Source organism: Janthinobacterium lyxosi (assembly GCF_051380665.1).
Taxonomy (GTDB): Bacteria; Pseudomonadota; Gammaproteobacteria; order Burkholderiales; family Burkholderiaceae_D; genus Janthinobacterium.
The window spans coordinates 1-3854 of sequence record NZ_JBNYXM010000073.1 but is presented as its reverse complement, the minus strand read 5'-3'; the positions used below and the strand labels follow the sequence as shown (position 1 = coordinate 3854).

The 3854-nt window shown below is 59.6% G+C and carries 7 protein-coding genes; 6 read left to right on the top strand and 1 reads right to left on the bottom strand.

The window, feature by feature from the left end:
- From ACQ4WP_RS29080 to ACQ4WP_RS29055, 6 genes are all read left to right on the top strand, one after another.
- Positions 1-362 (top strand): transposase (locus ACQ4WP_RS29080; RefSeq protein ID WP_436526752.1); only part of this gene is annotated, 362 nt, incomplete at its 5' end.
- A 164-nt stretch (positions 363-526) separates the two neighbouring features.
- Positions 527-1063, top strand: coding sequence for a hypothetical protein (locus ACQ4WP_RS29075; protein ID WP_436526750.1), 537 nt, complete (start codon positions 527-529; stop codon positions 1061-1063).
- Positions 1064-1315: 252 nt separating this feature from the next.
- Entirely contained in the window at positions 1316-1645 is a 330-nt protein-coding gene (locus ACQ4WP_RS29070) for a hypothetical protein (protein WP_227742029.1), read from the top strand.
- Entirely contained in the window at positions 1642-2079 is a 438-nt protein-coding gene (locus ACQ4WP_RS29065) for a D-Ala-D-Ala carboxypeptidase family metallohydrolase (RefSeq protein WP_436526748.1), read from the top strand. Before ACQ4WP_RS29070 ends, ACQ4WP_RS29065 begins: the two co-directional genes overlap by 4 nt.
- On the top strand, positions 2076-2471 hold the full coding sequence (locus ACQ4WP_RS29060) for a hypothetical protein (RefSeq protein WP_436526746.1): 396 nt from the start codon (positions 2076-2078) through the stop codon (positions 2469-2471). Before ACQ4WP_RS29065 ends, ACQ4WP_RS29060 begins: the two co-directional genes overlap by 4 nt.
- 387 nt (positions 2472-2858) lie before the next feature.
- Entirely contained in the window at positions 2859-3155 is a 297-nt protein-coding gene (locus ACQ4WP_RS29055) for a hypothetical protein (protein ID WP_436526744.1), read from the top strand.
- 107 nt (positions 3156-3262) lie between these two features.
- Here ACQ4WP_RS29055 and ACQ4WP_RS29050 read toward each other — a convergent pair whose 3' ends face one another.
- Positions 3263-3454 (bottom strand): site-specific integrase, encoded by a 192-nt coding sequence (locus ACQ4WP_RS29050; RefSeq protein ID WP_436526742.1) that lies wholly within the window; start codon positions 3452-3454, stop codon positions 3263-3265.
- Between the last annotated feature and the right edge of the window lie 400 nt (positions 3455-3854).

Genomic DNA, 3854 nt, shown 5'->3' with positions numbered 1-3854 from the left:
TCACCGAAGACGAGGCGCAACGGGCGCTTGAAACGTTCGCCAGCGGCTCCTGGGGATTGAAATACCCGACCATCACGGCGATCTGGCGGCGCCAGTGGCAGGAGGTCATTCCCTTCTTTGCCTATCCGATGGAAGTGCGCCGGATCATGTACACGACCAACGCTATCGAAAGCCTGAACATGCAGGTGCGCAAGGTCATCAAGAATCGCGGCCACTTCCCCAACGACGAAGCGGCAACAAAGCTGATCTGGTTAGCCTTGCGCAACATCGCGAAAAATTGGAAAATGCCAGCCATCACTTGGCGTGCAGCAAAAAATCAATTCGCCATTCTGTTCGCCGAGCGCTTCACGGCGCACCTGTGACGAGGCATTGAAATTAGCTAAATGACTTCGGACACACAAAAATCCTGACACTCCCTTACGCCGAGTACATTTTCAAAAGCTCAGTCTGCGGTATCGTTTCCCCCGGCCAAATAGTCGGTATAACCTCCGACAACAAAGTCACGGACAAGTGGGCTGATGCTGTGATGTTTGCCGTCAAGTCTACTGCCCCATCTTTTGTTGGTGGCGATTCCTGGGCCAACGACGTAGGGCAGCGCCCATCGCCCCAGGCAGGGCCAGCACCGACCCAGCCCCTGCGCCGTGAAGACGTGGTCACGCAGCAGCCAGTGCCCGGTACCAATCCGCCGGAATATGAGGACGTGGTAACCGAACCCGGCGACACCGATGACGAGTGGGCCGAAAAGCAGGCCGCCTACACCGCCGCGCTGGCCGCCCACAACATTGCCGTGCAGCAGGACGCCGAGGCCATGGCCACCTTCGACGCGGCGCTGGAGGTCGAGCGCCAGAAGGTCGACCGCATCGCCATCGCTGGTCGCGTGCCGGTCAACGTGCAAGACGCCCAGCCGGGCGACTACATCGTGCCGGTGCAGGACGGTGCCGGCATCAAGGGCATTGCCGTGCACGAGGATGACATCAGCATGAAGCAGTACTTTCGCGCGGTCGGGCGCGTGATCTCGATTGAACCGGACGGCCGGGCCTATGTGATGGTCAAGGTGGTGTAGCAACGCAGCATTCCACCTCAAACCCGCTTCGGCGGGTTTTTTCATTTCCACCATCAGAAAAATACTGTCTCACCTTTCCCTAGAAATGAGACAGCTATCGCCGTAATGTCGGCACCACTATCTTCTCCAACACCACCACCTGAAAGGCATTACATGGCCATCGAAACGACCGCCGCCGGCGGCGCACTGATTAAAATTTTTGGCATCCCGGTCTTGGCCGGCGCTGCCGCAACCTCACTGGGATTCATGTTCATGTGGCCAAAAACTGCCAAGGAAGCGGGCGTGCGCTTCTTCGTCACCATTCTCTTTTCCGCCCTGATGGGCCCGGCCCTGGTCGTGGTCGTGCGCAACTGGATGCCGGGCCTGTTCGACAGCGCGCGCGCCGTGGCCGTGCTGTACGGCAGCGACCCGGCGCTCGGCTTCCTGTTCATCGCCGCACCGCTGATGGTGGCGGCCGGCTTGCCCGCCTGGTGGGTGCTGGGCGCCACGGTGCGCTGGTTCGACAAGCGCCGCGACAAGGACATCGGCGAGCTGGCGCGCGATGCGGCCGCCGTCGTCAAGGACGTGCGGGGTGGCCTGTGAACCTGAGCCCACATTTCAGCCTGGCCGAACTGGTCGCCTCGCAAGTGGCCACCCGCAAGGGCATCGACAACGCGCCGGCGCCCGCCATCGTCGCCAACCTCACGCGCCTGGCCGCGCTGCTGGAGCAGGTGCGCGCGCTGGTCGGTGCACCCATCGCCATTTCCAGCGGCTACCGCTCGCCCGCGCTCAACAAGGCCGTGGGCGGCGCGGCCAATAGCGCGCACGTGCCGGGTCTGGCTGCAGATATCAGCACGGCCAAGCTGGCGCCCAAGGCGCTGGCCATGCTGATCCGGCAAAGCGGCCTCGACTTCGATCAGCTGATCTACGAGGGAACGTGGGTGCATATTGCACTGTCTGCCGGCGCGCCTCGGCGCCAGGTGCTGACGGCCAAGTTTGCCGGCGGTGGCGTTAGCTACGTGGCGGGCATCGTATGAGCGCGCTGGGCACGCTGGCGGGCGCCGCTGTCAGCGGGATCTGGAAGGCAGCGACCGTAGCATTGGCCGCGGCACTTCTGGTGGTGGTCAGCGCTACCGGCACGGGCTGGTGGCTGGCCGCTGGTGATCGTGATGCCGCGCGCGATACGCTGGTGCAGGAGCAGGGCGTCAGCGCGCAGCTGCGCAGCTCGATCACCGAGCAAAACCGCGCCATCGATGGCATGGCCAAGGCAACGTTTGCAGCACAGGAACGCGGCGCAGCGGCGCAGGCGGCCGCCGCTGCCAAGGGTACGAAGTATGACGCCGCCCTGGCGCAGGTCGCTGGCGCGCGTGCCACGACCTGCGACGAGGCTATGCCGGCCGTCAGGCTGCTGCTGGAGGGCGTGCGATGAGATGGATGCTTGTATTGCTGCTTACCGGCTGCGGCAGCGCGCCACTGGCGCCGCAGCGGGTCGAAGTTCCCGTCTTTACACCATGTGTAAAGGTGGTGCCTCAGCGCCCAGTCTACGAATTCGACAAGCTGGCGCGGGCGACTACGGACGGCGAGATCGTCCTGGCGCTGGCGCGAGACTGGCCGCGCGGGCGGAAATATGAGGGTGAGCTTGAGGCGGCTATTGCTGGGTGCCGTTGATACTTTCTATTGAATTTGGTATGAGTGTATTTATCTAATATCAATGTGCTCTGCGCGCGCTCAATGGCCGAGGATTCGTTTGGCCTAACATATAAATTGCCGCGACCCTCCCACGGGGGGCTCGGCGCTAATTATTAATGGAGGCGACATGGACACCAAGGTGAAAAAGATTGAAGAGTTACAAGAATCAAGCCAGATTAACACAAAAATATTTGACGAAAATGACTATGCGAACTTTACAAATACATGCGGAGTTGTTGCATATTTTCAAGTGAGATGGCCTGCTGGCGGACTCACAAATTTTGTTCTTCGCCCAAATGAGACTCATTCGCTTTATATTGGCTCAGCGGGAAACCCGTGCTGCTGTTACTCGACCGTTGGCGCTCCCGATTGTGTGGACGTCTGCGGTGGAATTGAGGGAGGTGAGTATTATCATACCTGTTGATCCGAGATCTTTGGCTGCGAAGCGATCCTTGCTTTTATCTGGCGCTAAAGTGGCGCCGGCGGCATCATCTTGATGATGTGCCGCCGGCCATGCAGTTGGATGTGCAATTAATCAACCGGGCATGTATTTCGTGGCCCGCCCAACACTTCCATCAGCCGCTCGCCCAGCGCCGCCCAAGCCGCCCGCTTCTCGTCCGCATAGTCGTGCAGCATGTAGTGCCTGCGCACCTTGCTGCCCGGCAGCACATGGTTCTGGCAGCGGTCGATCAGCTCCAGCGATATGCCCAGTGCCTGCATCATCTATCACTAGCACAATACTGCGCAAATGCATAGGGCGCCTTCGATGCTCTGGGATGCATGAGGAAGTGGGTGTAATTCCGGGTGTAATCGGGTGCGATCCAGTGCAATTTCATGGCGGCCAGCAAAAGATTTCCCCTATGAGAGCACTGCAAAAACGTGCTGGCACTGGCATTCACACTGCAGGGGTCGCAAGTTCGAAACTTGCACTTTCCACCAGAATTCGCTTTAATTTCAAGCACTTAGAAAAAGCCGCCAATCATCGATAGGCGGCTTTTTTTGTGGGTGTGACCCGTCCTGGAATAAGTTGACACTTTTTCGACGCAAAGAAGGAGTGTCAAATGGAACAAGGGTTTAGGCGCAGCCAGCGCGATTACAGTCTGGCTTTTAAATTGAGCGTTGT

What these genes read in the sequence shown, in the direction of transcription:
- ACQ4WP_RS29075 (WP_436526750.1), top strand. Translation starts at nt 527, where the DNA reads ATGTTTGCCGTCAAGTCTACTGCCCCATCTTTTGTTGGTGGCGATTCC.
- ACQ4WP_RS29070 (WP_227742029.1), top strand. Translation starts at nt 1,316, where the DNA reads ATGTGGCCAAAAACTGCCAAGGAAGCGGGCGTGCGCTTCTTCGTCACC.
- ACQ4WP_RS29060 (WP_436526746.1), top strand. Translation starts at nt 2,076, where the DNA reads ATGAGCGCGCTGGGCACGCTGGCGGGCGCCGCTGTCAGCGGGATCTGG.
- ACQ4WP_RS29055 (WP_436526744.1), top strand. Translation starts at nt 2,859, where the DNA reads ATGGACACCAAGGTGAAAAAGATTGAAGAGTTACAAGAATCAAGCCAG.
- ACQ4WP_RS29050 (WP_436526742.1), bottom strand. Translation starts at nt 3,454, where the DNA reads ATGATGCAGGCACTGGGCATATCGCTGGAGCTGATCGACCGCTGCCAG.